Raw genomic sequence first — 24,210 nt, forward strand, 5'->3', positions numbered from 1 at the left:
CTATATATCCTAAAAGCACTGTGAAACTAAGCGCTTTGACTTCCATAAATTAGCTCACTCTTGATTTCTGACTTTTTTCTATCTTGCTGCGCTACCGTAAGCCTAGTTCTGTATCCCCTGTTACTTTCGAATTTGGAATTGCTGCAGTAATACCCCCATACTTGACAGCTCCAGTGAAATCTGCACCGCTACCACTGATTGGATCGCCTCTAAAGCCAATACCTATTTTGGCATCGCTTATTGGTAGGTTAGCAACCCCACCACCTGTTGCATTAAAAATAACTTCTGTTGCCATGATTAACTGCCCTTATAATTTGTTGAACATGACCGCAAATAGCCAACATAAAAACTAAATTCTGTTGCGGTTGGGATAAGAATTCTTGGTGTTGATACGTTTGAATTAACTAACTTTGCTTGAGCTGGAATCAGAACAATATTTTGCTTTAATCGTACTTAACTGGACAGTGAGAAGTTCTATTTGAGAGAAAAAAGACATCCCCATACTCCTCGAGCAAGAAATGTCAGATACTGACTGAGATAATCACAACCAGTCAGTGTAATGAGAAAATTGTATCAGCGTCTTGAGCAAATAATGGTTGAGTTCCGACCAGTGTTTAGAAGAGAAGCCACCTTTGAATGGTTTGTCCTGCTATTGTGGGGAATCCTGTTGAACAGGCAACCTCCTGCTGTCACAAGTTATCTGAATGCATTAGGCTTAGGGGAAGGATATTATCATCAAGCGCTTCATTGGTTTAAATCTAGGGCATTTAATGTCGATGCCTTGTGTCATTGTTGGGGAGAGTGGCGCAAAAAGCACTCGGCGATTCATCAGCTCAAGGGTCAGCGAGTATATGTCGGAGATGGCATCAAAGTAGGAAAAGAGGGACGTAAGATGCCAGGAGTCAAAAGATTACACCAAGAATCAGAGGATGTGAGTAAGCCGGAATGGATTAGAGGGCATTATTTCAGTGCCTTAGGGTTGTTACTAAGTGCTGACAAAGCACTATTTGCTAGTCTAATAGTACTCAAAGTTCATGATGGAATTGAAGGTATAGAGGAAAATGCAGCAGTGACGTTAGTGGATAAAATGGCACTGCTTTGCGTGAAATACATGGAAAAAGGCAGCTATGCAGTTTTGGATGCATACTATGCCTCGGTCAAAGTCTTGGCTCCATTTCGAGACCAGGGCATCCACCTAATTAGTCGGGTGCGCATTACCAGCGTTGCTCATGCAGCCTTTTCTCCTCGTCCTGGCAAGCATGGGCCAGGGAGACCTCGCCAATGGGGTAGTAATATTAAGTTACAAGAGTTGTTCGCCCCCATTGAGCTGTGTCATCAAGCTTCCGTTTGGCTCTACGGTCAATCGATGAAGGTTTATTACCAATGTTTTGAGTTTTATTGGGATAGTCCCAAAGTGCCTGTGCTCTTCGTGTTGACTCAGCTACCCTCTGGTAAGCGAATTATCTTACTCTCAAGCGACTTGAGCTTAACGGTCGCAGAAGTGATTGAAGCCTATGGTTGGCGTTTCAAAATTGAGGTTAGTTTCCGCACCATTCTACATTTGCTAGGCGGGTTTAGTTATCGCTTCTGGCTCAAGTCAATGAAGCGAGCCGCCAAATGGCCTTCCAACCTACGATTAAAGGACTATCCCCAGACCATTCAAACACAAATATCGGTTAAAGTTGAATCCTTTGAGCGCTTTATCAATCTTAATGCTATTGCCTTGGGACTGCTCCAAGTTCTCGCTTTAGAGATGCCTCTCACTATTTGGCAACATTTTCCACTCTGGTTTCGTAGTCTCCCCAAGCACGGCTATCCCTCTGAACGAATTGCTCTTCTCTCACTCCAGAATCAACTTGATGTCAATTTTTCTCAAAGCAGACCCAATCTACTTCTGGATAAATTACTTAGGTCTAAAATTGGATCTTTTCTTGTCCCTGACAATTCAGACTTGGCCGCCTGAAATCACTTGCAAAACACAAAAAAAACTTATTACTGTCCAGTACTTAAGTTACTTGAACTATTAATTCAAGTATATTTATCTGAAATAAATTGAATAAAGTTTCGTTAAAAACTTATATAAAATATTGCCTTATAAAATTCAATAAATCTTTCTTTGTACCCATAAGTATTTGAGTAAGCATTAAAGCAATTTTTTTATACTTAGCTCAAGAAATCATGTTTATTTTTTTTCAATAAATAAACACAATAAAATACGGCTATTGTTAAGAAAATAATCCATAAAATAGGATTGCTATTTAATCCAAACATTAAGCTCACCCATCCTGGTTTAAATCGGCCAATAAACGTTAATGAAACAACAAATATAAAAATTGAGATAATCACAGATAGGTTTTCTTTGAATTGCCAAAATTTCCAACATAGAAAGGAAAAAAATAACGGGTAAATCAAAAAAGCGAAAATATCAAGCTGACCAATAGCTTCATCCGTGCCAAAAATCAGATTTTTAGTAATTAAATTATAGTAAAGTCTAAGTGGTAGCCATGTAAAAAATAAGAGAGAGGAAAAAATCAAACTATTAATGTATTTATCCGGGTTAATAACATCTTGATATGAATATATCAAAAGCAACATCCAATTCATTAAACTAGTAAATACTATAATAAAGAAAGATAGTGCATATAAATTTCTACTAAAAGAAAATTGGCCAACAATATTTTCCCATGTTGAATAAGCTAAGCTCGCCTTCATTAAAGTATGATACGCTTCTTTTTGTTCATTATTTAATGCTTCTTGATTTACAATAAAACGACTTAGTGAATCTTCTAGCTCCAGCTTACTAACATTAATTTCATCTTCTCTGATAAAATCGTTAATATTAATAATACTATTAGGAATTTTATTGATTTTTTCGATGTTTTCTTGAGGCAGATTTATTCGGGCTACAGCTTGATTATTTAACTCAAATAGCATTAAATTATTAGAAGTAATTTCTATATTATAAAACAATATAGAAATAGCCAAAGAAATAGCAACAATTGAAAATTTACTTTTAAAAGAACCTTGTCTACTTTTGATATTCACAAATACTTGATATAAATTTATTCCAATTATTCCAAAAGATAATAAAGGAAAAATTATCATATGGGGATAAAGCTGAAAGTAAAAAATCCAAGATTGATTAAACTCAAAGATAATACTTAAGGGCAATCCTATAGATACAACAACAATGACTGCGCAAGTTAATAATCCCAAAATATCTTTTTCTATTTTTTTCATTTTTTTGCAAATAAAATTATCGATTAATGAATTTTTCTGAACTAATTAATTCTCTTGAGCTTTCATAAAGCTATATAAACAAAATCCAGAAAAAGCTGGGTAGACGAGCCAAGTTAGCCAATTTGATTGTTGTTCTAATTCATTTAAGCCAAAAAATCTATCTATAAGGTCTGTTTGCGCCCAGCCAATATAAGAAAAAGTAGTTATAGTTATTAATGTTAAAAAAAGTAGCCAGTATTTTTGGCGAATTTGAATAATATTAAAAATTGTCGACAAAGTTAAGGCTATTATGACTAAAAATATAAAAGGATCTAATTGTATAAGCGATTCCTGAGCTGTATAGCCGAATAGTAAATTTTTAGTTTTTAGGACATAATAAAATCTAAAAGGAACCCAAGAGAGAATTCCTATTTGTGCAAATACTAAATAGCTTATATATTTAAGAGGATTAAAAATTTTGGTAGCATCATTACTTGGTTTCCAAAGGATGAAAAAGGTAATAACTGTAAAAGTTATCATCCAGAAGTTAAGCATGTAAAAAACACGACTAATAGACCACCAATCCCAAAATTTTTGATTTTTCCAAGCTTTACTATAATCTAAATACAGTTCTATTAATTCATTGAATCCAGTAATAATTTGTTTATCTTCTAATTTTTCAGTATCTAATTTTCCCTTATATTTAAGGTGCATAAATTCGTAGAGTGCACCTTCTAGGCTAGATTTTTCAATAATAAGATTTTCTTGATAAATATTTTTTGAGATATCAAAAATATTACTAGGTATTTTTTTTATAGATTCCTGTAACTCAGGAGATATTTCGTTTAAATTTATAGTTGCTTGGGCAGAACTCTTTAGTTCAAATAACATCATATTTGGTGATGTTGTTTCCAAAATCAGAAGAAAAATAGAAGCCCCCAAAGCAACCATAATTTGCTTTGTTAGTTTCGATTTAGTAATAATCTGACCATAACTTTTATAAACACTCCATAAAGCTACCCAGAAAAACATGAAAGGAAAAAGTACCATGTGAGGGTAGAGACGAGAATAAAGATCGAAATTTTTCCAACCAAATTCCATGGCAATAGTTAATGGAAAACCAACTATGCCCAGAAGCGAAACTGAAATAATAAAAATTCTAAATAATAAAGGAAATTGGTACTCAGACAAAAAACCTTTCCAAGTTGGCAGTCCTACTGCTAAATTTGGTACAAGTATTGGTAGCCAAGAACTACCTGGGAACTGTTCTTTATAATCGTATTTGTCTTTTAAAAAATTACGTGCCTTGCGTACCGAAAGAAATAAAGGTTCATTTCGTGAAAAATAGTAGAGAAAATATTCTAAAAAATCTAATGCTAATTGGTTGGGTACAGGTTCTTTCATAACGATACTAGCTGGAAGTCTATACTCTGCTAGTTGGTTAGCAATACCTAAACCATCACAAGAATTAAACATGGCTAAACATAAACCATTTTCTATTGCCTTTATAAGCTCAAGCTCTATTTCATCAATAGTTATACTATCTCGATGGTTATTTAGATATAAAATTCCCTGTCCATTATCATTAGTTGCACTATGACCAGCAAAAAAAACAATATGCCAGGTATCCTCAACTAATTTTTCTTTCAAGTCTTCTACTAGAGGTTGTCTTAAAAACTCTATTTCCGCTGCCTTATCTCTGACTTGATTTAATAATTTCTCATCAGATTTGATATCGATGCCTTCATCAGCACCCAAAATGACTAGAATTCTTACTTGAGTCTTTTTTTTGAACCCATTCCAGCCTCTGGGAGGTTCGTATTCAGGAGTGCTTAATGCTGTTTCAACATTGGGGTAATCTTTGGTAAATAGATCCCATGCTTTCCAAGGTAACTGCCGCAATACTTGATTTTGAGTGTGAATAGTAACTCGAATTTCTTTTTCTGATTTGTTCAAGTATTGTTCTAAGTAACCACGAATTATCTGCCAGCTATTATCGTTATTTAACCAGTTGTTCAATTCAAATATTAGATTCTGATATGATTCCCAGCAACTAAGTGATGTTTCTCTCAAATCTTCATAATCGTCTAGATTTTCAAGTTCTTCAAGTTCTTCTAACTCTTCAAGCTCTTCAAGTTTTCTACTTGAATATCGCCGTAAAGCTTCAGTCGGGTTGACTAGAGAAACAAAAGCTTTTTTCCATTGATCAAGCGAATCATCAAGAGTTTTTTGAGGTTGGGCTACAAAACGTCTTCTGCGAACTCTATCTGAAGAATTACTATTGATAAAAAGCTCGACATTAAATTGCTCTTCACTATCTGTATTTGTGATGTGTAGTTCTATTTCTTGCGTCATAGTTAAGAATTTTAATTGAGTTTAACCAAGCGGAAATAATTCGGTATAACTATCATTTTCCACCGAAACTTTGATTTTAAATGGCTTATTTGCAGCTAGGGAAATTTGAAGCTGTTTTATTTTGAGAGGTATTGGAAGTACAATACGATTATCTGCTTCTTTAGCTTTTGCCTCTTTTAAAACTTTTTCAGATGGACTAAGAAAAGTAACTCTTAACCCTGAAGGCAAAATTGTAATACCCTTATTCGGTTGAGGCAAAACTTCTAAAAAAAGTATTATGCTTTTGTCATCTTTTATTTCACAATCAATTATTAAAACCAATTCTTGATTATTTAAATTGAGAGATTTTGCTCTATTAACATAATTTGTAAAGTTAGAAGATTTAGTGGAATAGGAACGGGTATTTGAAACTAAAATTTTTTCTGTTGTAACCGAGTCCTTGGTAAAAAGTGTTTCCAGCCAATCTTTAATCTCTTGTAAGTCTTTATTTTTAGTTTCTATTGTTTGTTTTAAATTATTAGCAATTGAATATTTAACTTTTTCCCTAAGAAAAATATCCTGTTTTTCATTATCTGCAAATTGCAACAAAGATAAAAGTATTTTACTAGAGCTGATGTGTTGACTAAGACCTTTAATAGCTGCTTGACGAACATTCAAATTCTCGGCTTTATTACTTAGACAAGACATCAAAGGTTCTACAGTATTTGGGGAATTTATTTTACCTAAAGATTCAACTATTAACCATCTTACGTCTAGATTGGTGTCTTCATTGTTTAAAAGAGAAACTAAATTAGGAACAACTGATTCTATTTTCAGTTCTCCTAACTCGTAAATAGCTGATTCTTGAATATCAATATTTGAATCTATAATTTCACTAAGCAATTTATTGATTCTTTCTTGATTAAGTTGATTATTATTCATTGTCATAAATACTTTATATAAATTTTAAATGTTGTTATCTTCACAAAAATTTTTATGGATAAGTTTTTTTATAAGTTCTATTTCATCTTCATAAATGTCTTCTTTTGTATCAAGAAAATTATTTATTTCCCTGAGTAAAGAAGCATCTAAAATAATTTTTTTATTTTCATTGTAGTAGCCTAGTTTTTTGAACAATTCTTGAACCATATTCCACGTGATATTTTTTTTATATATCTTGCCTCCAATATCTTTCTCCCTGAAATCACTAATATCTCTTACAGCCATAAATAATCCTTTGCTAAGCAGAGATCTTACATCTGTTGCCGACATAATATAGTAATCACTAATTTCCTTTCTTGCGGAACATGAGCTTTCACCAGATAGTGCTAAATACAAAAAATGTACTTGTTTTTCATTCCAAGACCATATTGCATCTCTATACTTGTTGCGGTATTCATCAATATAATTCAGTATTTCATCTATCCTCCAATCTTCTTGTACCTTCCTTTTTAGTTCTTTCAATCTTCGATCTATTCTTGGATCTATTTTTGACAAACCATTATTTGTTTCTTCAGACATCAGGAAATTTTAATCGGTTAATAAGTTAATTATATTAACTTATTAACAATAATTCTCTAAAAACATTATTAATTTTTATTCTTGCAATATCTCATTTGAGACATATAGTACATTATATGTTTCATGTAATTTCAATTTATTTAGTTTAATTCCTTAATGTTTCAAGCATTTTTTCTCCTTTATCTTTAGCAATCATATAGTGATATTTACTTTTTTTTCCCTCTAAGAAAGAAAGGATATAACCTCTATTCTCTAATCCCTTGAGATGGTGATTAATTCTACTCAGTTTACCTCCTCTATAAAAACTGTAAGCACATAAATCTTTTTTAGTTATTCCTGGATGTTGTGCAACCATTAAAAATAAACTTTTTTTTACCCCTGTGAGTGCTGCCGTATTCATTTATAGTGAACCTATAAGTGTATTTAATCCAATTAAATCTTTTTAAAAAAGAAATATCTTTCAACTTTTGTTGTTTACATATGGACATTGTCAATTTTTTATAGCTTTATATCAAACTTATAACAAAGTATTTATTAAAGATTAAATAGGTACTTTTAAGGTCTTTATCGAAAGCTCTCGTGGTTGAATTTTGATTTCTGGGTAGTCCTAGCCTTGTAAGGATTCATTGTAATGGTGTATAAACATCCAGATAGCTCCAATATGATTCTTGAGCTTCTTGGAAAATGAAAGCGTCTTACGAACTAAGCGAGAGACTCTCTGGCGCATTGTACAGTTGAAACGTTCTATTTATATAGTTTTACCTGTTTCTTTGCCCACCGCTTTATGTCGCTCCTTCGGAAAAACACAACCATAAGCAGCCCAGAAGTCGTTATAGGCAAAGACACACTGGCGATACACACTCGGTAAAGAATTCCATAGCTGGCGAGCACCCTGCTCAGAGCGGTCACTTACATGAACACCGACAATCTCACAAGTTGCTACATCAAGTGCACGCCAGATCTACTGTTTATTTCCCTTATTATTTACAAATGAACACGTATCTTCGCATTGAATTGTTAACATGCCTTTTTTTGACGAGACAGCTACCTGGCGAGTCACCTTTTCATACTTGTAGTTCACGTAATTTTGCATTCAGCTTTCAGAAACATCACAAACCCTTGTAATACCAGCAAGAGGGATTTTTTTCAGCAATAGCCTATCAATGAGAGCTTTTGTGATTTGGTCAATTCGCTTTTTTTGGGGGTCTTCGATGAATTGGCGACCACAAGCTCTACATTTATGGTTCTGTTTGCTACTATGAATGCGAGCGCTTTTTACAGCCCTTTGAGAGCCGCAGCTTAGGCAAATCAACTTTGACATGGCTTCTGTGTGAAAAATAAATTACCTCTATCCTCACATCTGGTGAACCACCTAATTGCTTACACCTATTTATCTCATAGGCCTTCTCTTGATTTAGAGCCAAAAGCTTTATCTGCTCTAACTCCTGCTGTTTTTTTTCGTTGAAATGACTTTTGACAATCTCGAGAAAGGAAGCAAAGTTGTTCATTCCATCGAAATCTCCGAGAAAAGAACCTAGAGAATGCGACCAGCATATCTGTAGAGCTCGCCATTTAATTGAAAGTTTTTTGCCAGACTCAATCAATAGCTCGATATTGCTACCAGATACGATTAAGAGAGCTAGCAATTTTCTTGGTGCCATTTATCTTGCTGCTTCTATTGTTTGGCCTAATTGACGAAAGGCCCTACTTACTGCAAAAGCGAGATGTCTTTAGTTTGAATTAAGTCTTTAATCAAATTTTTTATAAAGATAAAACGAAATTGCCCATCATGTTGGAGGTGAGGGATAACTTAAGAGAAAAATTTGCCAGCAGAGGTAAGAATTGACAATCAAGCAATGAGAGTTTTAGTCTAAGAACCATGATGTTAGATTGGCTCCAAGACCTAGACCCTAAGCGAGAGAATCTCGACCCCGAAAGTGGAGAAATCGTAACTCGTCTTCTGAATGAAATTGAGGCAATTTATAAGGAGAATCAGGAATTAAAAGCTGAGAACCAGCGATTGAGAGATGAAATCGCACAGCTCAAAGGTCATAAAGGGAAGCCCAACATCAAAGCAAATCGACAGACGAAATCAACCAGAAGTTCGGAAAAAGCTCAGGGTAAGGAAAACAGAAGCAACAGAAGTCCTAAACCTCCTCGCCAGCAACGCATCAAAATTGACCGAGAACAAGTCGTGAAACTGGAGCGAGCTCAGCTACCAAAAGATGTCATCCATCGAGGATACCGAGAAGTAACGATCCAGAATATTGTGTTCAAAACTGATACCGTGTTGTATCGCCTGGAAAGACTCTATTCGGCAATTTCGGGGAAATTGTATGAAGCTCAACTGCCAGGAGAATTGCGCGGGCAATCCTATGGCAAGGAATTAGAAGCCTTTGCCATCATGTTGTATTACGAATTGCGAGTGCCTCAAGAAAAGATTCTCAAATTGCTACAATCCCAGGAGCTGGTCATTTCGGCGGGAAAAATTGCTAACTTGATGCTGGGCAATTTCACAATCAAACCCAGCATCGAGGTTTGTGCTGGATTCACGAAGCGCGTCACTATGAGAAACTCAGCCCAGTGATTCCCATTCATCAGCAATGGCGATCGCAATTGCTCGAAGATTTTTGGGTTTACTACTATAAGTTAAAGAATTACCGACAGAGTAGTCCCGAACAACGACAGCAGCAAAAATTATCGCTCTCAGAAGAATTTGACCGTTTGTTTTCTCAGGTAACTGGCTACGATGACCTAGATCATCGCTTGAATCTGACTCGCCAGAAAAAGCCTTATCTGCTGTTAGTGCTGAAATTTCCCGAAGTGCCTCTGGACAATAATGAGGCTGAGCGAGCGCTGCGAGGGTATGTAGTTAAGCGTAAAATTTCCAATGGCACTCGTACTGAGGTGGGCACTCAAGCTTGGGAAATTTTTCTCGCCTTAGTAGATACCTGCCGTAAGCTGGGAGTAAACTTTTACCAGTACATTCTCGATCACATATCTCAAACCTTCGAGATGCCAGCACTGGCTACCTTGATTGTTCAGAAGTCTCAACTCTGTCCCCCCTAAACTCCATTTTGAGCAAGTTCGATAAAACCACTCCAAAAAAAATATTATTTCTTAATGTTTTCACAAATCAAATACAGTCTATACTGAAAATCAAGTTGGATAGTCATAATTATGACATTCACCTTATCAAACTTTTGAATAATGCAAATTGCGAAGGTAATTATGGCACATCAAAAAAGTCCTATTGACTTAAAATCAAAACTTGCTTCTGTTACAAATCCAGTCTCTGTTTCATCATCTAACGGAGATTTACGAAGTTCGGTTTCATTTAATGAAAGACTTGCAAACGTACGAAATGAAGCACAACAGCAAGGGCTGGACGGTTCATGTACCTGGACTGGGTGGGGAAATTAGAACTTAATTAATCACTGTTATTCCGAACCTAATTTCAAAACAAGCTATAATTAAAAACTTACAATTACGTAATCTATTGTAAGTTAATAAAAGCAGGGTTTTGAAAAATACGTTGGGTTCGGAATCTTTCTCTTGCATAAAGTATAAGCAAATATCTATAGTGTTCTATCGATGGATTCAGATATAGTAATTCAATGGGTGTTTGACAGAGGAGCTATTGAAACACCTGTTGAAGTAAGCAATGGAGTAGTGTCCATTAAAGAGTTGGGCGCAACTAGGTTCGTTTCAGATAAGGATTGGCGCTCTCTAACAGATTCAGAGAACAAAGCAATTATTGCCCAACGTTGTTATTCAATTCCTGAAGCTGTCACTATTGTTAAATTTGAAGAGAAAATTGTCGAAGATTTTTACAAAAGTTCAGCAGCAGAATGTATTTTAGGCAATAATTTAACAAGTAAAACTGAACGCCTTCAAGCCCTTAGAGAATTTACTCAAAAAGTTGAACATGAATTGCCTTTAGTTGGATTGAGGTCACATGCAATCAGGTCAGCAGACATACAGATTACCCCCAGTGGTGCTCTATCTACAGCCTATGACTATGAAAACAATAGGTATATTGGCTTACACATTGATAACCATGAAAGGCTACCTTTAAAAAGGCGACAAGAAGCTTTTCATGTTCTAACTATAAATCTTGGTAGCTCAGAGCGGTATTTTCAGTTTGTTAACCTAGGTGCATCAAAAATAGCAGCAAAGCTTCATTCTCGCAAAAAGAATATGAATGTCAATTATAAAGATGTCAACTATAAGGAAAATGTACGTCAATTGACCTCAAATTTCTTTGATGCTTTTCCAGATTATCCGATCATAAAAATAACTTTACCTCCGAGCTATGGATACGTAGCGGTCACACAATCAATTATTCATGACGGCGCAACAAATAATGAAGGACATGCAGATGTTGCATTTCTTATGTCCGGTAAATTTTCTCCAACGCGACTGAGTTAAGTTAACTATTACTGAAAACTATAAACAACTTCAATTTCAATATGATCCATTATCATTCAATAAAAATATTCATACAATGATAAATTCTGTTAAACAGCTTGTCCTTCAGCCTACCTCATTTTGTAATTTAGATTGCAGTTATTGCTACTTACCAGACAGACAAAAAAAACAGTTTATGACTGTTGAAACAGCAATGCTCATATTTAGTAAATTATTACATTCTGAATTGGCTGATAGAGAGATGGAGATCCGATGGCATGCTGGGGAACCACTATTTGCTGGTCTTGATTTTTATCGTAGTGTAATGCGTAATCTTAAAGAAATTACGCCCTCAGATTATTTATTTCGACATACAATTCAAACCAATGGCACAGTACTTAACGACGAATGGTGCGAATTTTTTAAAAACGAAGGCTTTGAAGTTGGTCTAAGTATTGACGGACCAGCCAATCTTCATAATTTAAGAAGGAGAACAAGATCAGATGTAGAAACTCATTCTGCCGTAGTACGCGCAGCTCAACTTCTTCGTAAACATAATTTACCTTTTTCTGTCATTGCCGTTTTGACAGACGAATCCCTTAATAGAGTTGAGGATATCTATGAGTTCTTTTCCGAAATTCATCCAACTCATGTTGGTTTCAATATTGAAGAAATTGAGGGAGCTAACCAATTTTCTAGCTTGGATTATAGTGGTGTTAAACTTAGATTTCGTGACTTCCTTAAAAAGTTTTCTGAGCTTGCCTTAGATGGACAAGTCTCATGTCGAGAATTTGAAGGTATGAGAAATACAATTCTTTCCAAAGAAACGAAAGTTCAAAACTGGATGAATATGCCTGGAAGAATTCTTTGTGTTGCCTGGAATGGTGAAGTAACAGGATTTTCTCCGGAATTTCAAGGGCAAAATCATCCCATGTATGGAGATTTTTCCTTTGGAAATATCCAGAATGATTCACTCAATTCCCTATTTGAATCAAAAAACTTCCAGAAACTCTGCAAGGATATTGAAAATGGTGTTCGCGCTTGCGAAGACGCTTGTCAGTATTTTTCAATATGTGGTGGTGGAGCACCCTCAAATAAGCTTTTTGAGAATGGTTCTATAGAAACAACTGAAACGACCTATTGCATGTTTCGATATCAAGCAGTTGCAGATATCGTTTTAGAAAATATCGAAAAATCACTCAAGGCTGTTGTTTAATAAAATCAATGAAAAACGGGATATAACTTTTTAAGATTGACTATTTTTGATTACTAGCAAATATAATTTCATTTCAATGCCTAAAACCGAAAACAACTTTTTAAAAAAAGTTACTGTATACGGATATTGTTCTTATTCAAAAAGGAAGCTTGCAAGACTTTTTTTTAACAAAGAGGAACATTTGGTTGCGAAGGCACTGGGAAATTTTGTTATTGTTTGGAATGACAGTTCTAGAACCGTCATTATAACAAGTTATATAGGCATTATTCCATACTACTATTATTTCGAAGGTCAACATTTTGTTCAGGGGAAAGAAATATTAGATGTTTTTAAATCTAGCAAACAGCGATGGGAATGGGATTTTCAGGCACTAGCCGACTACCTAATTTTCAACCATCCAATAGATTCTTCTACATTTCATAAGAAGATAAAAAGGACCTCAGCCAATACAATTTTATGTTTTGAAGACGGAAAACTTGAAGAAAAATCATTACAAAATAGCATTCAAAATCAAGAAAGAATATTTACCTCTCCATATGATTCTATTAATTGTCTAAAAACAGAAATGGCAAGATGGGTTAATCAAGAAAATGCCTTACTAAGTATAACAGGGGGATTTGACTCTAGGCTTCTATTAGCAGTTTTGTTATCTCTGGATATAAAACCAAATTTAATTGTTTCAGGTCAAAAGAATAGTTTTGATCTAGAGGTATCAAAAAGTATATCTAAAAAGTTTAATCTACCTTTATTAACAACGGAAATTAAAAGTTCAGATATAGTAGAAAATTCGGAAAAGACGATTAGGGCTACAGGAGGAATGTTACCCATCCCTCACTGGGCTGGGCATCTCTGGGCTGCATCATATAACCAGAATTTGCCAATAATAGTTGGCTTCAACGGTGAATTTGCTCGCAGTTATTACTTTGATAAGGGTCAATTTTCATACCTTTTAGACTATATACCCAATTTTTATAAAAAAGCAATTTTAGAGATTGAAGCAAAATCTGAACTCAGAAAAGTTGCAACATTTTTTAGCCCTATATTTCAGACCGAATTTTCTGTGGATTCTGAAAATAATCGTTTTCGAAGAGTGATGGCTTTCTCAGGTTTTAATACTCTAGAAAAACTAGATTCTTTCTTTATTGATTCTTATACAACAAATAAAACAGGTATGGATATTGCAGCATTAGGTCAATATGTTAACTGGATAGCTCCATTTTGTTCAGCAGATTGGATAAAAAGTCAAGAAAGTCTTTCCAGAAATTGGAAGTTGGGTAGCAAATTCCATCGATTTGCTATTAACGAATTATTTCCTCAACTTTTATCTTTTCCGGAAGAAGGTGTAGGAAATAAAATGAGTTTAAATCCAAAGCCTTTATACTGGAAAAGGAAAAAAAATGTAATTCCTTTTTATGACATTCAAATATTAGAAGAATCTAAGGTTAAAGAAATTATAATGAAAGGACTTTTCAACTTAGAAGATATTATGAGTAAAAAAGCAATTAACTTGTTAGTAGAGAGCGAAAGCTTACGATTAAAGCTGTTATCATATAAGCTTGCACCTGTAGGCCTTTTCACAAACTTACTCAAAAATTTCTAAGGGCTTTAATCACAACTATATCTCTAATCTCTGTACAGGACAAAAAATATAAAGTTGAAAATAATGAAGAAAAAGGGTTTGATGAAAAGTAACCAAACTAAACTCATCAGACCCTATGAATCAGATTAACTTACTTCGTCAAACACTAAAACCCTTGTTAGGATGGCATGGGGCAAGACTGAATTTCCTAGCATTGTTCATTATTGCGTTACTAAGAGTAAAAACCATCAATATGGTCGAATTAGCTAATGGCTTTAGAAGTCAAGCTAAAAGTGAGTCCAGTTATAAAAGACTGCAAAGATTTTTCCGTTATTTCAATGTGAAGCAGGATGAGATTGCCAAAATTGTCGTGAAGTTGATGGCGATTCCACAACCTTGGATTTTAAGTATAGATCGAACTGAATGGTCATTCGGGAAAACTCATTTCAATATTTTGATGCTAGGAGTGGTTCATAATGGTGTGGCTTATCCTCTACTTTGGAAAATGTTGGACAAAAAAGGCAATTCCAATAGCGAGGAAAGAATTGATTTACTCGAACGCTTTGGCCAAACTTTTCCTGATGCGACAGTAGATTATCTTTGTGGTGACCGGGAATTTGTCGGTCAAGAATGGATATCCTATCTGTTGAGAAAAAACCAAATGGGGTTTCGAATTAGAATTCGTCAGAGCGACAAAATTAGTGATGGTCAGCGCAACCTCAAAGCAGCGGTAGTTTTTGACCATCTTCTCCCGGAGCAGACCCAAGTTTTAGCCCACAAAAGATTGGTTTGGGGCCTTGCAGTGTATGTTGCCGGCTTACGTTTGGATGATGGTGAATTATTAATTGTCATTTCCTCTAATTCTCCTCAAACGGCAATTACCGATTATGCCAATCGATGGGGCATTGAAACACTTTTTGGTCTTTTTAAAACCCGAGGATTTTGCCTTGAATCTACTCACTTTAAAGATGCCAAAAGATTAAGTAAATTAATTTCTTTAATGACCTTAGCTTTGTGTTGGGCTATTTCAACAGGACAATGGCTACATCAACATCAACCTCTCAAGATTAAAAAGCATGGTCGTAAAGCTAAAGGCATCTTTCGTTATGGTCTTGATTATTTACGTTCGATAGTTCTCGATTTAGACTTAAAACAAGAGCAGTTTCTTTACTCTTTACAATTTTTGTCCTGTACTTAGATCTCTAATATACTATTAAGTATTTCCCGGGCGCTTCAATATAGTTGATGTTAACTTCTTTTATGGATTTTCTAACAAATTTAATGAAGCCAAAATTTTATTGCTACTTTGAATGGTACTGATGCTCCTATATATGTCTATATATCAAGAGGAAGAAAGAATCGAATTAGTAGAAGAAGGGGTGTGAGTAGCAGTTGATTCTGCTGACGAACTTAACATAAGTGTAACGACGAGATTGTCAAATAATTTGTGTCAAGAGTAAATACCTATAAAGAAAATCTACCCTCAAATTCAATCACAAATCGATTCAATGCACTTTTCCAATTTCTGATGGGCATTGTCCATTTCTTTGAAAGATTGTTGATTGCTAGAAAAATTACTTTCATCACCGACTCATCAGTTGGAAAAGAACGATGATTGCGTAAAACTTTTCTCAGAAAAGTCATTAAAATGTTAAAGCTTAAAGTATATTAAAACGCATGGATAAATTCATTAAAGTCCCCCAAACACTAAGCCAAGATCAAATTGATTTTTTTGTAAATAATGGATACTTGATTTTACCAAGTTTTTTATCATTTGAAATTATTAAGGATTTAATTCAAGAGATAGAAAGGCTTTCCAAGAGAGAATATTTAGGAGAATCATTATCTGGTAACAGAAACAAAGATAATCGTCATGTAAACAGAATTCTTGCAATTCATAAACCTCATGCCGTTAGTCAAGTTATAAGACAATTAATGCAATATCCAAACTTAGCTGGCGCTGTTAGCCAACTAGCTGGGGCACATCTTCCTTTTTGGGAAGGTAATATAAAATCTGTAGATTCCATGGTTTTTATTAAGCCTCCAGAATTTCCAGGTCATGCTTGGCATCAAGATGAATGCTTTATTCCTACAAGAGATCGAAGTCTAGTCGGAGTATGGATAGCTATCGATAATGCAAATATTAACAATGGGTGTTTATGGATTATTCCAGGTTCGCATCGCTCTGGATATTTGTACCCAATGAAAGAGCATCACAGTGAGGATTATGATGCTCATCAAATCAGTTATGGTTTTGATACTTCGCAAGCAATTCCACTAGAAGCAAATTCCGGCACAGCAATATTATTCAATGGTTACCTTCTGCATCAGTCTCTTAAAAATCATAGCAATAGTCTTCGTAGAGCTATAGTTCTACACTATATGAGTTCTGAATCACTTCTACCGTGGTTTCAAACTGATCATGGAGAACAAGTTGCCGTAGCAGATAATAGAAAAGTTATTCATGTTGCAGGAGTAGATCCATATAATTGGAAAGGATACGATGATATGGAACAAGAAGAACCTTTTGTTCGAGGCACTAACAAAAGACAAATACCTTAACTCAAGAAATTTTTAGCCACCCCCATCAATTGAAATCAAATACTTTCAAACTCTCAATCATGCCACAAGATTTATCAAAGAGTAATTTAATTTGACCTGTATCTCCGTGTCTCGCTTTGGCCAGTATCAGTTCGAGAATATTTTCGTGAATAGTATCTGGATAATAATATTCGTCTCGGTAGGCAAAGATAATATTATCTGCAACCATCTCCAGAATTCCTGATTGAGATAAATCGCTCATCATCGGACGTTTGTCTTGTCGTGATTCGACCCCTCGACTTACTTGAGACAGAGCTAATATAGGAGCATTAATTTCCCCAGCTAATTGATAAAGAGAACGCGCCACATCTCCCAAATCGTAACTGCGATTACCGGAAACTTTTTCCCCGACCATCATTTGCAGATAGTCCACCACAATTAAACCTAAATTACCTTCGTAAGCCCTGATTTTTCGGCATTCTGAGGCAATACCTACGGCAGTAATACTACGATTTTCGTTGATAAAAATCGGTAAATCAGCACAGATTTCGGTAATTTTGATAATGGAATCGATCTCTTGCTGGTCTAGTTGGATTTGTCCCGCTCGTTGCTTCCTCAAGCAATCACCACGAACTTTAGCCAATTTATGATCTCGATAACAATGAAATTCAGAAATCAAACTCCAAAGGCGATACTGTAACTGCTTTTGCGTCATTTCCAGGGAAAAATAGAGCACCGGTAACTTATGTTTGGTGGCCATCTGCAAAGTTAGAAAATTAGCGATCGCACTTTTGCCCATCGAGGGTCTACCCGCCAAGATAGTTAAAGTTCCTGGCTCAAATCCCACCATCAAATTATCTAAGTCGTAAAGTCCCGTTTCATAGATGGGATGTCGAGTTTCCAAATCTTGAAAACAGGCGATCGATATTTCGGCAGTACTCTTGGTTTCAGCGTTTAACTTCTGTTGGCAAACCTGAAAAACTTTTTTCTGGGAGTCATTAAGCACCGACTCTAATTCTGAGACATTATCGTGACCGAGATCGACAATCTCATGACCCGAAGCAATTAATTGTCGTCGCAGATATTTATCCATCACCAGATTCATATAGCGATCTATATTGACAGCCGAAACAGTTCGATTAAGCAACTGAGCCAACTTAGTTGTCCCCCCAACTTTATCTAGTAAACTACGATCACCTAAATAACTGCTAATAGCCATTAAATCAGTGGGTTTTCCCTGACGAAACAGCGCTAAAGCAGCACGATAAATTTCCTGATGTGCCAGCAGGAAAAAAGCTTCAGTTTTTAAGTTGGCCTCAATTCTGGATATAGCCATCGGATCAAGAAGGATTCCGCCTAAAATCGCCTCTTCCGCTTCGATATTAACCGGAGGTGTATTTTTATTCATTTTGGGAAGTTCGCTGATTAATTTTCAGGTCTTGAGATGATTGAGATTGCTTAAATTCTTTCCCCGCTAGAGAGCGGTTATTTCGATTTTTAAAATTGGTGATCGCCCGCCGCTCCTGAGCTAGGGTTAGTTGTTTTTGACTAGAGCGCTGATTTTTTTCTTTTTGTTTTCTGGTTAATTCTTTGGCTTGGTATTTCTGATAATAAACTTCCCAACGATTTTGGTGAGCTGAATTTTTACTAGCTAACCAAGCTTCTAAATCATTAATCGGTTTCGTTAGGTTTTTTGTCTTTTCCTCTACGTAACTGAAAAAATTTTCGCGCTCGCCTTCTGAGAGAGATCTTTTAAAGTCTGAATAAGTCTTAAAAGTCTTAGGATTTTGAAACTCTTGCTCTGATTCGGTTTCAGCCCCCGATTGTTGCGTGGCCACAACTTGTGTTGTGTGGCGGCACAGCTTGTTGTGTGGCGGCACAGTTTGTTGTCTGGCTACAACATTTGTTGTCTGGTCACAACATTGTTGCGTAGCCACAACATTATTTTCAGTTATCACTTTTTCGGGATCTGAAAGAAAGCCTTTAGGATTAACCTTGATCTGAACCTGAAGCAGTTCCATGTTGATAAAACCTTTTCTGTCTAAGGTTTTTAAGGCTCTGCCAACAGTTGAACGATGCATCCTGGTTTTCTCTGTAGATAAATCTCTGGCTATTTGAGCAGGAGTTAAGTTAATGCCGTTGTTGTAGGGGTCTAGCGAGCGCACATAGTAAAGAATTTTGAGTTCGGAATGAGTGAGTTGATTAATACTATCGAGCCATTCTTCGCTTTTGAGCGGATAAAATTTACCTTGAATTTTCTTGACTTGTGTCATAATTACGACGTGGGAATATTCCATGGAAAATTTAATAGCAAACTTGCCACCTATCTTTCGCAAAAAGGAGGTTATTTCAGTCGGCTAAAAGGTAGTTAGAAACTTTTCCGAGATAGCCAAATGCTTTCTGGAATTTCACCTAGACAGTATTTGTCTGGGTATAAGAATCGTAGAACTATTGCTGCAGATAGAAGCATTTGTTATAAATATTTTTAGTAGCTCCTTGTGATTATATCTAAATTACTTGTGAAGCTTGATTTTAGTTGTATTCATGCTGTTCTAAATCCAGCTAAATAAAGCAAAATCAGGGAGATTGACGTTTTTCCTTAATTAAACGCTTTTATTTAAAGTAAGTTTGGATTGAGCAGGTTGAGGTAAGAGCCAATTAAGAAGAATTCTAGGCTTTTTCGGTTAAAGTCTACAGATAATTATGTTCAGGAAAATTAGTTGTCCAAATTAGTTGTGCAAACCGCTATATCTCTGTCTTTTTCAATTAAATCAATTTCGCTTAAGAAATTGATTTAATCCTTTGCATGATCTAATCGATTCGAAACCTGTTGAGGTGTCCTAATATACTCTCTGTAAATATAGAGATCTACAGCAAAAGTCCTCCTTGAAAGTCAACACATCCCCCTACATAGGAACTTTAGATTTACATCTGCCAAATGCACTAATAAAGACTCTAAAGATAGCACGATTTTTGCCAACATAAGAAACAGTATTACTATTTAATTTTAAGCTTTCTTAATAGATTGTCAGATTAAGTTTAAAAACTAATTTTTTTGAGAATAAACTCAATTTCACTTGTGAAATAATAGAGTTTTAGTCATTAAGATTCTAAGACTTTTCTCAATAAGATGCTTGATTTTGGTTAACCTGACAGTGCCTCAGTACCTCTCAATGATTACTGTCAGGTTACATTCCGCAATCGTTAGCGTGACAATTACCATAAAGACCCCCTGATTGAGGGGTTCTTCCGGGAGGATTATAAGATGGTCTGGGGTTATTGGTGCGATAGACGCGAGTGTTACTTGGTTGACTACTTGAACTGCCTCCGTCTCCTCCTCCCATCATCATCAAGAAAAGTCCAGTCATTGCTGCTGCTGCTGCTTCTTCCTGCTCACGTTTCTTTTTCTTATAAGCTATTTGCTCTTCTGGAGAAAGACTATTAAAGTATCTTTGTTCTCTTTCCCGACGAGCCTGGATTTCTCTTCTCTTTTGCTCTCGTCTGGCTTCTATTGCTTGTTGTCTTTGTAGTCGTTGTTGTTGATATTCTCTTCGACGTCTTTCCGCTGGGCTTTCTTTAATGTCAACAAACTTATCTACCTCATCAGTAACCCTATCAACATCCTTTAAAATTCCATTGATATCGTCAAAAAAGCCAGAGATTAAGACTTTTTCAGTATTCAGTTGTTGTTTTTGGTAATCAGTCGGTTTATGGAGAGGTATTGCTGCTAAAACAGGACTTACACTTGTCAATATAATTGCTGACAAAATCAGTTTGGAGAATACTTTTACTCTATTCATGGTAGTTAAAATCTTGAGTAATCTTTTCCAACTGATTATAGGGTTGGATCAATTGGGAAAAACATAACATTTGTTGCAAGATTTCCAGGGTTTGCTTAATAATTCAATGGGTAAAGTCAGATTAACGCAAAAGAACTTGAAATAAAATATTTTAAATAATAGGTAAATAAAAATAATCCCTATGCACGCTATATTTATCCCCGTAGAAATAATCAATCATTGTGTCCGGCTCTACAATAGTTTCTCTTTAAACGACTTGGAAGGTTAGTAGAAAAATGAGAGAATCTGTCATCACTGAGTATTCAAGATAACTAAAGTACCGATTAAGAGATTTTATCTTTGACTATTTACCGTTTTAATCAATTTTAAACATAGTGTGTAATTTATCAATACCTTCGAGAAATTTCTTTCTTCGGTCTGATGGACACAAGAATTACCCCATCTGATTTCTAGGTCTGAGGATGTTAGCGACTTCGTCCACCGCCAGATAAAATCTTTGGGCAGTTTGAAAATCGACAAATTCAAGGGTGAGATAATATTTTGATACTTGATCCTTCTATGACTTTGCTCAACAGGTTTAGCTGTGCAGGGAAGGACTTCATGCTCGACATCTTCGCTCAGTTCTTCTTCAACAGCATGAGGATATTATTGTAATCCACCTGTAGCTACTTTATCTGGCTGAGAATCATGTAGTTCTGAAGCTTGAGCAAAGAAAGCTTTAGTGCCGTCCATATATCCAGTTTGACTCAAGCGAACATCAACTGTCTGATTTATTTTTGGTTATCTAACTTCCAAGTTTCGATAAAAGCATTTATACTTTTTAAGACAGCTTCTTGATGAGCTCTGTCAAAAGTATCAAAACTGGCTGTTCCATATTGGTGAGATAATTCTATTATGGCGTCATATATTATTTTCCCATTTGAATTGATATCTTGAAAAACTCCAAATCGAACGAAGTAGGCGATATCATCACCACTATCGAGGCAATCGATATACAATAAAATTTCAGGATGTGATTCTCGATCATTTGTCAAAGTCACTGAAATACCATTTTCTTGTAGATAAGCCAAAACTTCCCGATTAAAATAATCAACACTTCTTGCATAAGTACAATCAAAAGGATTAATTGTAGAAAACTCAAATTTGGATATTCCCTCTAAATTACCAGCACTTGCATATTCTGATAACAAAAAAAATATACTAAATGCAGAAAGGATCATAGAAGAAGTCGTTTTAGCTATTTTTAATCTTGGTAAAAATACTCTACTTTTATCTGAATTCATAATTTTTAGGATTTTATTATAAAGTGAAGTGTTTTAAAAAAATATTTACTACTAGCTTTTAATCGAACAGTTACCAATTTAAAAAACTGGTTGATTATTTATCATCTCATGAGAAGCTTAAAAACTCAAAAAAATAATTTGATTTTCATTATAAAACTTGAAATTTGATATTTCTTAAGAGTATCTTGATTAATACTTCTATAGAAACTAGAGAGAAATTATACCAATTTAAATTAGAAATCAGACAGAAGAAGTAAACTAGAAATGGTTATTTAACAGTCTCTATGAATGGTACTGATACTCCTATATATGTCAAGAGGAAGAAAGAGCAGTATTGTGAGTCAAAATTTTTAAATGTTGTTTATGAGCTTCAATTTCTGATTGGAGATGTAACCATCTTTGTGCCATAACCTGAGTTCGGGTTAAGCAGATTGAGGCAAAAACCAGTCAAGGCAAAGACTTGGCTTTTTGGGTTGATGACAATAAGCAATTAGACCACAAAGGAGATTGACACAAAAATTAATCGGTGAGCGATGACGAGAATGCTCAATTTGAGAAATATTTTTTAGTTGATCATTAATCGTTTCAATAACGTCAGTTCGACGGAGCTAGAAAACAGCAGGAGGGAGAGCAGATAAAGCTTTAGGCTCCAAATCAAGAGACGGCTTGTGAGGTAAATAGGAATAAGCAATTAATCCTGCTATCAAATTGACGAGGAAATTCCCAATACTTCGATGCCTAGAATGTTCGATTTGAAACATATTCTTGAGTTGGTCATTAACAGTCTCGATTAATGCCCTTTTCCGTAGAAGAATTTTGTCTATGAGCTTGACTAGCTTCTGTTTCATATTCTTTTTATATCGAGTAATGAGCTTGAGCCTTTGTTCGTAAAGCTTCTCAAACAGGGCTTGAGAAATATAACCACGGTCGCCAAAAAGCTTACCAAAAATACCTTGAGACATTTCGGGAACTGGTTTACGGTCATCTACATTACCTGAGGTTAACTTAAAAGCCAGCAATTCACCTCTGTCGTTGATAATGAGATGAAGCTTGAATCCGTAATGCCATCCCATGGAATTTTTTCCCCAACCAGCAATATTTTTAAAGACTTTATGCGACCTGCTTCGACAAGGATGACAGACTTCTATAGGTGTTGAATCCACAAAACTAATCCCTGTTACTTCTCCTTTGCAGGTATTAAGGAAACAACACAACAGCATTAGACTCCAAGGCATCAACTCTACAAAGCGATTGTAACTAACTAAATTTGGGAAAGCTTTGTTCCAATGAGGCAATACTTGTAGCGTATAAAACTCTTTAAATGTCCTAAATCCAGAACCGTGAAAAGCAATCACAATCGTCATCACCTCACTTAGTGACATTCGGGAGCGGCAGCGTCTTTCGTTAGGCATTGATGGTAGTTGCTTTTGTGTTTGCCACAGTCTCGACCATTGAAGATAAAAATCGTCTACATCACAGAATATTTGTGTGATATCTAATCTTGATCTAATCATGATAATAGCTTAAATACTCAGTATTATTGCTTCTATACGAGTTTACATCTCAGTCTTTCATTTCTCTCTTTTTTTCGTCGAACTGACGTCGGTCATTACATTTAGCCAAAATTTAGATGATTCATTGGTGGTCATCCAGATGCCCAAGAGTTCTTTCTTACCCTCTAAATTCACGCCTAATGCTAGATGAATAGCTTTATTGATTACCCTTCCCTCATGACGGACTTTAACCACTAAAGCGTCGAGGAAAACTATGGGATAGATCTCATCTAAAGTTCGATTCTGCCATGCTTTGCGCTCTACCTCTACTGCTTCAGTTACATTGGAAATTAGTACATGTGATACCTCCACACCGTACAAATCTTGTAGCTGTTCTTGGATGTCACGGGTAGTCATTCCTCGGGCGTAAAATGCCAATATACTGTGGAATAGGGTGGAAAATCTTTGGGCAAATCACTCTAATTGCAACCATTCTTTAGCTGGTACAAGATTCCATCAAAAATTTCTCTTTTACTCCATTTAGGTGATCTAGTTTTCTTTTTCTTTGGAAATAGTAGTTCTATGATTTCCCACTCTCTATCTCTTAAGCTACTGGAATATGACATTTTCTCATATTCTAACTCTTCTCAAAGATCTCAAATGGGTTCTATACACGACAATTTATAATGACACCTATCAAACCAGTCAGAGATTATTAGGGTTTGGAATAAACGTAGAAAAGTTTAATTTTCATTTTGAAAATGACTATGATCCCCTAAAACTATTAGGTGACTATGGAGACAGATATCGGACT

Annotated in this window: 22 protein-coding genes and 4 pseudogenes; 9 read left to right on the forward strand and 17 right to left on the reverse strand. The window is 35.4% G+C overall.

The window, feature by feature from the left end; translation table 11 throughout:
• Nucleotides 1-91: 91 nt before the first annotated feature.
• Nucleotides 92-295, reverse strand: coding sequence for a hypothetical protein (locus tag XEN7305_RS28935; RefSeq protein ID WP_006508594.1), 204 nt, complete (start codon nt 293-295; stop codon nt 92-94).
• A gap of 264 nt (nt 296-559) precedes the next feature.
• Here XEN7305_RS28935 and XEN7305_RS06625 point away from each other — a divergent pair, with 264 nt between their 5' ends.
• Nucleotides 560-1,963: a transposase gene (locus XEN7305_RS06625; protein WP_006508595.1), complete on the forward strand. Its 1,404-nt coding sequence runs from the start codon at nt 560-562 to the stop codon at nt 1,961-1,963.
• Between the two features lie 200 nt (nt 1,964-2,163).
• On the opposite strand, the gene XEN7305_RS06630 is transcribed toward XEN7305_RS06625, so the two are convergent.
• From XEN7305_RS06630 to XEN7305_RS28940, 7 genes and pseudogenes are all read right to left on the reverse strand, one after another.
• A complete protein-coding gene (locus XEN7305_RS06630; protein ID WP_006508596.1) occupies nt 2,164-3,240 on the reverse strand; it encodes a hypothetical protein in 1,077 nt (358 codons plus the stop codon).
• A gap of 45 nt (nt 3,241-3,285) precedes the next feature.
• Nucleotides 3,286-5,574, reverse strand: a complete 2,289-nt coding sequence (locus XEN7305_RS26480) for a CHAT domain-containing protein (protein WP_006508597.1) — start codon at nt 5,572-5,574, stop codon at nt 3,286-3,288.
• A 21-nt stretch (nt 5,575-5,595) separates the two neighbouring features.
• Complete coding sequence (locus XEN7305_RS06640) at nt 5,596-6,495, reverse strand: HEAT repeat domain-containing protein (RefSeq protein ID WP_006508598.1); 900 nt, start codon at nt 6,493-6,495, stop codon at nt 5,596-5,598.
• A gap of 24 nt (nt 6,496-6,519) precedes the next feature.
• Nucleotides 6,520-7,074, reverse strand: coding sequence for a hypothetical protein (locus XEN7305_RS06645; RefSeq protein WP_006508599.1), 555 nt, complete (start codon nt 7,072-7,074; stop codon nt 6,520-6,522).
• Nucleotides 7,075-7,219: 145 nt separating this feature from the next.
• Nucleotides 7,220-7,474, reverse strand: a complete 255-nt coding sequence (locus XEN7305_RS06650) for a helix-turn-helix domain-containing protein (protein WP_006508600.1) — start codon at nt 7,472-7,474, stop codon at nt 7,220-7,222.
• Between the two features lie 207 nt (nt 7,475-7,681).
• Nucleotides 7,682-8,395, reverse strand: a pseudogene (locus tag XEN7305_RS28085) (IS1 family transposase).
• Nucleotides 8,331-8,735, reverse strand: a complete 405-nt coding sequence (locus XEN7305_RS28940) for a hypothetical protein (protein ID WP_006508601.1) — start codon at nt 8,733-8,735, stop codon at nt 8,331-8,333. The pseudogene XEN7305_RS28085 and the gene XEN7305_RS28940 overlap by 65 nt, the downstream one beginning before the upstream one ends.
• A 218-nt stretch (nt 8,736-8,953) precedes the next feature.
• Here XEN7305_RS28940 and XEN7305_RS26485 point away from each other — a divergent pair, with 218 nt between their 5' ends.
• The 6 genes from XEN7305_RS26485 (at nt 8,954) to XEN7305_RS06690 (ending at nt 15,477) form a co-directional block, all read left to right on the forward strand.
• Nucleotides 8,954-9,661: a hypothetical protein gene (locus tag XEN7305_RS26485; RefSeq protein WP_006508602.1), complete on the forward strand. Its 708-nt coding sequence runs from the start codon at nt 8,954-8,956 to the stop codon at nt 9,659-9,661.
• Complete coding sequence (locus XEN7305_RS06665) at nt 9,658-10,143, forward strand: transposase (protein ID WP_006508603.1); 486 nt, start codon at nt 9,658-9,660, stop codon at nt 10,141-10,143. Before XEN7305_RS26485 ends, XEN7305_RS06665 begins: the two co-directional genes overlap by 4 nt.
• 525 nt (nt 10,144-10,668) lie before the next feature.
• Entirely contained in the window at nt 10,669-11,505 is an 837-nt protein-coding gene (locus XEN7305_RS06675; protein ID WP_006508605.1) for a hypothetical protein, read from the forward strand.
• Nucleotides 11,506-11,581: 76 nt separating this feature from the next.
• A complete protein-coding gene (grrM, locus tag XEN7305_RS06680) occupies nt 11,582-12,700 on the forward strand; it encodes a cyclophane-forming radical SAM/SPASM peptide maturase GrrM/OscB (RefSeq protein ID WP_006508606.1) in 1,119 nt (372 codons plus the stop codon).
• A 76-nt stretch (nt 12,701-12,776) separates the two neighbouring features.
• Nucleotides 12,777-14,300, forward strand: coding sequence for a hypothetical protein (locus XEN7305_RS06685; protein ID WP_006508607.1), 1,524 nt, complete (start codon nt 12,777-12,779; stop codon nt 14,298-14,300).
• Between the two features lie 115 nt (nt 14,301-14,415).
• Nucleotides 14,416-15,477, forward strand: coding sequence for an IS4 family transposase (locus tag XEN7305_RS06690; protein ID WP_006508608.1), 1,062 nt, complete (start codon nt 14,416-14,418; stop codon nt 15,475-15,477).
• Between the two features lie 266 nt (nt 15,478-15,743).
• Here the strand turns inward: XEN7305_RS06690 and XEN7305_RS29695 are convergent.
• Nucleotides 15,744-15,914, reverse strand: a pseudogene (locus XEN7305_RS29695) (IS256 family transposase); the annotation flags it as partial.
• 42 nt (nt 15,915-15,956) lie between these two features.
• Here XEN7305_RS29695 and XEN7305_RS06695 point away from each other — a divergent pair.
• Nucleotides 15,957-16,841: a phytanoyl-CoA dioxygenase family protein gene (locus XEN7305_RS06695; protein ID WP_006508610.1), complete on the forward strand. Its 885-nt coding sequence runs from the start codon at nt 15,957-15,959 to the stop codon at nt 16,839-16,841.
• Between the two features lie 25 nt (nt 16,842-16,866).
• Here the strand turns inward: XEN7305_RS06695 and dnaB are convergent, their stop codons facing one another.
• The 8 genes and pseudogenes from dnaB to XEN7305_RS30285 form a co-directional block, all read right to left on the reverse strand.
• Nucleotides 16,867-18,228 (reverse strand): replicative DNA helicase, encoded by a 1,362-nt coding sequence (gene dnaB / locus XEN7305_RS06700; RefSeq protein WP_006508611.1) that lies wholly within the window; start codon nt 18,226-18,228, stop codon nt 16,867-16,869.
• Nucleotides 18,221-19,093: a MarR family transcriptional regulator gene (locus XEN7305_RS06705; protein ID WP_006508612.1), complete on the reverse strand. Its 873-nt coding sequence runs from the start codon at nt 19,091-19,093 to the stop codon at nt 18,221-18,223. The genes dnaB and XEN7305_RS06705 overlap by 8 nt, the downstream gene beginning before the upstream one ends.
• A gap of 915 nt (nt 19,094-20,008) precedes the next feature.
• The gene (locus XEN7305_RS06710) at nt 20,009-20,620 is read right to left on the reverse strand and encodes a hypothetical protein (RefSeq protein ID WP_006508613.1); all 612 of its coding nucleotides are present in this window, start codon (nt 20,618-20,620) and stop codon (nt 20,009-20,011) included.
• Nucleotides 20,621-21,390: 770 nt separating this feature from the next.
• The gene (locus tag XEN7305_RS06720; RefSeq protein ID WP_006508614.1) at nt 21,391-21,903 is read right to left on the reverse strand and encodes a hypothetical protein; all 513 of its coding nucleotides are present in this window, start codon (nt 21,901-21,903) and stop codon (nt 21,391-21,393) included.
• 422 nt (nt 21,904-22,325) lie between these two features.
• Nucleotides 22,326-22,499 (reverse strand): annotated as a pseudogene (locus tag XEN7305_RS28100) (transposase); the annotation flags it as partial.
• Between the two features lie 12 nt (nt 22,500-22,511).
• Entirely contained in the window at nt 22,512-23,417 is a 906-nt protein-coding gene (locus XEN7305_RS06725) for an IS982 family transposase (RefSeq protein ID WP_006508616.1), read from the reverse strand.
• An 84-nt stretch (nt 23,418-23,501) separates the two neighbouring features.
• Nucleotides 23,502-23,849, reverse strand: a pseudogene (locus tag XEN7305_RS06730) (transposase); the annotation flags it as partial.
• Between the two features lie 26 nt (nt 23,850-23,875).
• The gene (locus XEN7305_RS30285) at nt 23,876-24,022 is read right to left on the reverse strand and encodes a transposase (RefSeq protein WP_202951246.1); all 147 of its coding nucleotides are present in this window, start codon (nt 24,020-24,022) and stop codon (nt 23,876-23,878) included.
• Here XEN7305_RS30285 and XEN7305_RS29700 point away from each other — a divergent pair.
• The coding region (locus XEN7305_RS29700; RefSeq protein ID WP_006508618.1) for a hypothetical protein at nt 24,016-24,210 on the forward strand (195 nt) is incomplete at its 3' end. The genes XEN7305_RS30285 and XEN7305_RS29700 overlap by 7 nt on opposite strands.

Origin of the sequence: Xenococcus sp. PCC 7305 (assembly GCF_000332055.1) — a bacterium.
Classification (GTDB): Bacteria; Cyanobacteriota; Cyanobacteriia; order Cyanobacteriales; family Xenococcaceae; genus Xenococcus.

Coding starts and splice junctions, on each gene's coding strand:
- XEN7305_RS26485 (WP_006508602.1), top strand. CDS start 8,954: ATGATGTTAGATTGGCTCCAAGACCTAGACCCTAAGCGAGAGAATCTC.
- XEN7305_RS06625 (WP_006508595.1), top strand. CDS start 560: ATGAGAAAATTGTATCAGCGTCTTGAGCAAATAATGGTTGAGTTCCGA.
- XEN7305_RS06710 (WP_006508613.1), bottom strand. CDS start 20,620: ATGAATAGAGTAAAAGTATTCTCCAAACTGATTTTGTCAGCAATTATA.
- XEN7305_RS06640 (WP_006508598.1), bottom strand. CDS start 6,495: ATGAATAATAATCAACTTAATCAAGAAAGAATCAATAAATTGCTTAGT.
- XEN7305_RS06630 (WP_006508596.1), bottom strand. CDS start 3,240: ATGAAAAAAATAGAAAAAGATATTTTGGGATTATTAACTTGCGCAGTC.
- XEN7305_RS06720 (WP_006508614.1), bottom strand. CDS start 21,903: ATGAATTCAGATAAAAGTAGAGTATTTTTACCAAGATTAAAAATAGCT.
- XEN7305_RS26480 (WP_006508597.1), bottom strand. CDS start 5,574: ATGACGCAAGAAATAGAACTACACATCACAAATACAGATAGTGAAGAG.
- XEN7305_RS06650 (WP_006508600.1), bottom strand. CDS start 7,474: ATGAATACGGCAGCACTCACAGGGGTAAAAAAAAGTTTATTTTTAATG.
- dnaB (WP_006508611.1), bottom strand. CDS start 18,228: ATGAATAAAAATACACCTCCGGTTAATATCGAAGCGGAAGAGGCGATT.
- XEN7305_RS06685 (WP_006508607.1), top strand. CDS start 12,777: ATGCCTAAAACCGAAAACAACTTTTTAAAAAAAGTTACTGTATACGGA.
- XEN7305_RS28940 (WP_006508601.1), bottom strand. CDS start 8,735: ATGGCACCAAGAAAATTGCTAGCTCTCTTAATCGTATCTGGTAGCAAT.
- XEN7305_RS30285 (WP_202951246.1), bottom strand. CDS start 24,022: ATGTCATATTCCAGTAGCTTAAGAGATAGAGAGTGGGAAATCATAGAA.
- XEN7305_RS06695 (WP_006508610.1), top strand. CDS start 15,957: ATGGATAAATTCATTAAAGTCCCCCAAACACTAAGCCAAGATCAAATT.
- XEN7305_RS06725 (WP_006508616.1), bottom strand. CDS start 23,417: ATGATTAGATCAAGATTAGATATCACACAAATATTCTGTGATGTAGAC.
- XEN7305_RS06645 (WP_006508599.1), bottom strand. CDS start 7,074: ATGTCTGAAGAAACAAATAATGGTTTGTCAAAAATAGATCCAAGAATA.
- XEN7305_RS28935 (WP_006508594.1), bottom strand. CDS start 295: ATGGCAACAGAAGTTATTTTTAATGCAACAGGTGGTGGGGTTGCTAAC.
- XEN7305_RS06705 (WP_006508612.1), bottom strand. CDS start 19,093: ATGACACAAGTCAAGAAAATTCAAGGTAAATTTTATCCGCTCAAAAGC.
- XEN7305_RS06675 (WP_006508605.1), top strand. CDS start 10,669: ATGGATTCAGATATAGTAATTCAATGGGTGTTTGACAGAGGAGCTATT.
- XEN7305_RS06690 (WP_006508608.1), top strand. CDS start 14,416: ATGAATCAGATTAACTTACTTCGTCAAACACTAAAACCCTTGTTAGGA.
- grrM (WP_006508606.1), top strand. CDS start 11,582: ATGATAAATTCTGTTAAACAGCTTGTCCTTCAGCCTACCTCATTTTGT.